Genomic DNA, 3,683 nt, shown 5'->3' on the forward strand with positions numbered 1-3,683 from the left:
GATCCCCGCGGTGCCGGGGAGTCGAGGGGGGGGGCCCCGCGGGGGGGCCCCCGCCCGCCCCCCCCCCCCACGCCCCGTCGGTCACACGATGTCCTTCTATGGGATACGAGCGGGGTCAGGCCCCGAGGATCTGACGGGTCATGCGAAGCAGGGTCTCTTCGGAGCCGGTCCCGGTGGCTTTGCAGAGCAGCCGCAGGCCGTCGAAGTCGCCCCCGGTGATGTGAGCGGTCGGGCACAGCGGCTCCAGTTCGAGCCCCGCGCTCAGGCTCGTGCCGCCGAGCTGCTGGACTAGCGCTGTGGTCGTCAGGCCACCGCTGGCGACCACGCCGAGGCACTTGTTCTCGCTGCGGGCCGAGGCGTCGAGCAGGCTGCGCACCGCCCCGGCGAGCTGCTCCGCGACGACCCAGCGGTCGGGGTCGCCGCGGTCGGTCTCGTGCAGCGCGAGGATCCGATGAGAGGCAAGCACCTCGTGCGCGGCATCCGCCCCCCAACTTGCGGCTTCCGCGGCGGTGGTGATCAGCGCACGGGAGCCGTAGGCCGCTCCGAGCCGGCGCAGCTGCGCGCGGTCGGTGTCGTGGTTGCCGGGGGTGACGACGACGACGAAACCGTCGCGGCCGAGATCAGGGTAGAACCTCAGCCAGCCGCCGGTGCTCGCGGTCGCGACGGCGTGCCCCTCTTCGCGGAGCCGGGTCGCGGCCTGCGCCGCGGTGCCGAGGTGCGCCTCGACCGTGCCGTCGAGGACGAACCGCCGGATGCCGCGGGCGAAGGCATCGAGGATGCGCGCGGTGACGGCATCGGCACCCTGGTTCAGCACCGTGAGCCCGATCAGCTCGGCGTCCTCGGCGCGGATCGCGGACCGCACGTCGACGTCGAGCCCGTTGCCCGCCGGCATGGGGGCGAGCAGATGGCCGTCGACGCAGACACGGCCGGCGGTCGGATAGGCCGGGACGACGAGAAGGATGCCGTTCTCGTCCTGCCCCGCGTCGATCCCGGCGATCAGCGCATCCGGAGATCCGCGCAGCTCGGCGTTGAGCTTCACCTCGACCCGCTCGCAGCCGTGGTCGTCGAGCCAGGCCGCCCACTCACGGATATGCGCCTCGGCGGCGCCCGCGGCGTGGTGCAGATCGAGGTCGACGACGATGGCATCCGCATCGGAGACGACAGATGCGGGGTCGCGCACGATCACCGGGTCGAGCCCGCGCTGGCGCAGCCGGCAGGCGACCGCGACAGAGCCCTGCAGGTCCTCTGCGAGGATGCCGATCGCCGGTCCACGAGGGAGACGCGGCAGCTCTGAGGGGATCATCGGCTCGGTTTCCGTTCTCGACGTTGACAACTCCCCCGAGAGTATTGACGCCGATGACGAGCAGTCATTCGACGAATGTCGCACGTTCGCTGACGGGGGTGGGGCGTGGAACAGCGCTGCTCTGACCTGGTCGGTGGTTTGTTAAGGCGGGGCGTAGAGGCTGAGGGACCGTCCCGCGGTGACGGCGGTGACCAGGCTCTGTAGTTCAGCGGGGGCCTGCCCGACCAGCTGCGCCACCAGCAATGGGAAATGCGGTTGACGCGGGAACATATGTCGACTTGAGATGGCAGGACGCATATGGTCGGCACACTCTGGAGAGAGCCACCGCTGAGGCGCCGAAACGACTTTGGGGCTGCCGACCCCTTTAGCAAACCCAGCAGCCCTGTCCGGGCCGTTCTTACGTGATCACCGCCTGCTCACCGGAATGCCTTCCGAGAGCAGGCGGGGCGATCGGCATTTCGGTCATTACTTGCTATCTCTCCATGCAGTGTCCAATATTGTTTCTGGAACACCGGCACGGGCGGGCTCCTTTTCGGTGAGTGGGGAGCGTTCCGCACGGTCATCTACGGCCCTGGCATCGCCGATGCCAGGTGACCCGGTTCCGGCCTGTGCGGTGGACTGTCGCATCGTTGGCGAGCAGGTAAACGAGCAGCTGAAGCGCATCATTCAGCAAGGTTTGACAGGCCGCCGGGATTCGGATCCTGGCGGCCCCTTGCATGTCCAAATAGATGTAAGAGGTCCCATGTGCGGCGAGTGTGAGCGTGTGTTCACCGGTTCCGGACCACCGGTATCCCGGGTGAATATCTGAGCGAGCTCCGCCGGCAGCGGCGTGTCTTTCGCGCGTTATGTGCCCGATTCACGGTCGTGGCGGCGGTGGATTAATAGAACCGCTTTACCTGGCCGATCTCACGGGACGGGCCGCGCGAACCAAATGATGACAGCAGCCGGTATGGACTTACAAATGCCGCGCGCAGCGTCGAGGAAACGTTCCCGGAAAGCGTGGTACCCCTGTCGGGCCCCCCGGAACCGAACAGGAAAGGAAACGTGTGAGAATGCGCCTTTTGCTTGCTGGGTCAGTCGTGGTGTCGAGCCTCGGTCTGTGGGGCGCCGTACCCGCCATGGCCGCTGAAGCACCGGTGAACGCGACCGTGGAGTGCGGCAACGTCGCCGGGCTGATCAATGCCGTCAACCAGGCGAACGCGAATATCGGGGGTGGCACGATCAAGCTGGCCAGGGGGTGTGCCTACCGCTTCGAGGATGACTACCTGGACTCGGGTAACGCCCTGCCGGCCATCACCCGGACGGTCACCATCATCGGCGAGCACTCGACCCTGATCCGCTCCTCGTACCACGGGGCGAACCTGTTCCGCATTCTCGCGGTCAACAAGGGGGGCAGGCTCACTCTGAAGGGCGTCACCGTGACCGGTGGCGACACCCCGGGAGACGGCGGCGGTATCACCAACGAGGGGACACTGCGCCTGGAGCGCAGCACCGTCGCCGGAAACCAGGCCGGCGGGGATGGCGGGGGGATCTCCAACGAGGGCGGTACCGTCACCCTCGTCGACAGCCGCATCCTGGTCAACGTGGTCACGAACCCGAACCCGAGCCCGAACGCGGAGGAGGCCGGGGACGGCGGCGGCCTCAGCAACAACGCGGCCGGCACCCTCACGCTCCTGAAGACCACGGTCTGGGGCAACACGGCGGACGAGGGCGGTGGCGGCATCCAGAACCAGGGCACGCTCGTCATCGAGAAGAGCCGCATCAAGAACAACGAGGCTCGCGACGACGACGGCGGCGCCATCAACAACGAAGGCACCGCGATCATCAAGGACAGCGAGATCGAGGAGAACTGGGCCGGCATCGAGGGCGGCGCCATCAACAACGGCGAGGACGCGACGCTGAACGTCTTCGACACGTCCTTCGAGTTCAACACGGCGGGCCGGGACGGCGGCGCCATCAACAACGAAGGCACCGCGATCATCAAGGAGAGCGAGATCGAGGAGAACCAGGCGGGCCGTAACGGCGGGGGCATCAACAACGAGCAGGAGGCGGGAGCCGACACGGCCCAGCTGACCCTCGACTACACAACGGTCGAAAAGAACCGCGCCGCCGGGGTCGGCGGCGGCATCAACAACTGGGTCGGTGCCCAGGTCACGCTCAAGAAGAGCGAGATCGTCATGAACCTGCCCACGAACTGCGCGGGGAACGTGCCCGGCTGCTGGTGACCTCAGTCTCGTTGTCAGGCCCTCGCATCGGGTGGATGGCGCACAGGGCCGCCCCGGTGGCCGCCGCGAGAGCGGCGGCCCCCGGGAAACGGCCCCCGGGGGAACCAGTAGGGGCCAGGGGGCCATCCGGCCCCGGCAGGGTCAAGCACTTGGCC

Annotated in this window: 2 protein-coding genes; one reads left to right on the forward strand and one right to left on the reverse strand. The window is 67.9% G+C overall.

The annotated features are described in order from the left end of the window. Positions 1-115 precede the first annotated feature (115 nt). Complete coding sequence (locus tag ACWD3H_RS47450) at positions 116-1,303, reverse strand: four-carbon acid sugar kinase family protein (RefSeq protein ID WP_451959768.1); 1,188 nt, start codon at positions 1,301-1,303, stop codon at positions 116-118. 1,061 nt (positions 1,304-2,364) lie between these two features. Between ACWD3H_RS47450 and ACWD3H_RS47455 the strand changes: the two genes are divergently transcribed. After that, complete coding sequence (locus tag ACWD3H_RS47455) at positions 2,365-3,528, forward strand: hypothetical protein (RefSeq protein ID WP_451959769.1); 1,164 nt, start codon at positions 2,365-2,367, stop codon at positions 3,526-3,528. Positions 3,529-3,683: the final 155 nt, after the last annotated feature.

It is taken from the genome of Streptosporangium sp. NPDC002607, assembly GCF_053592655.1.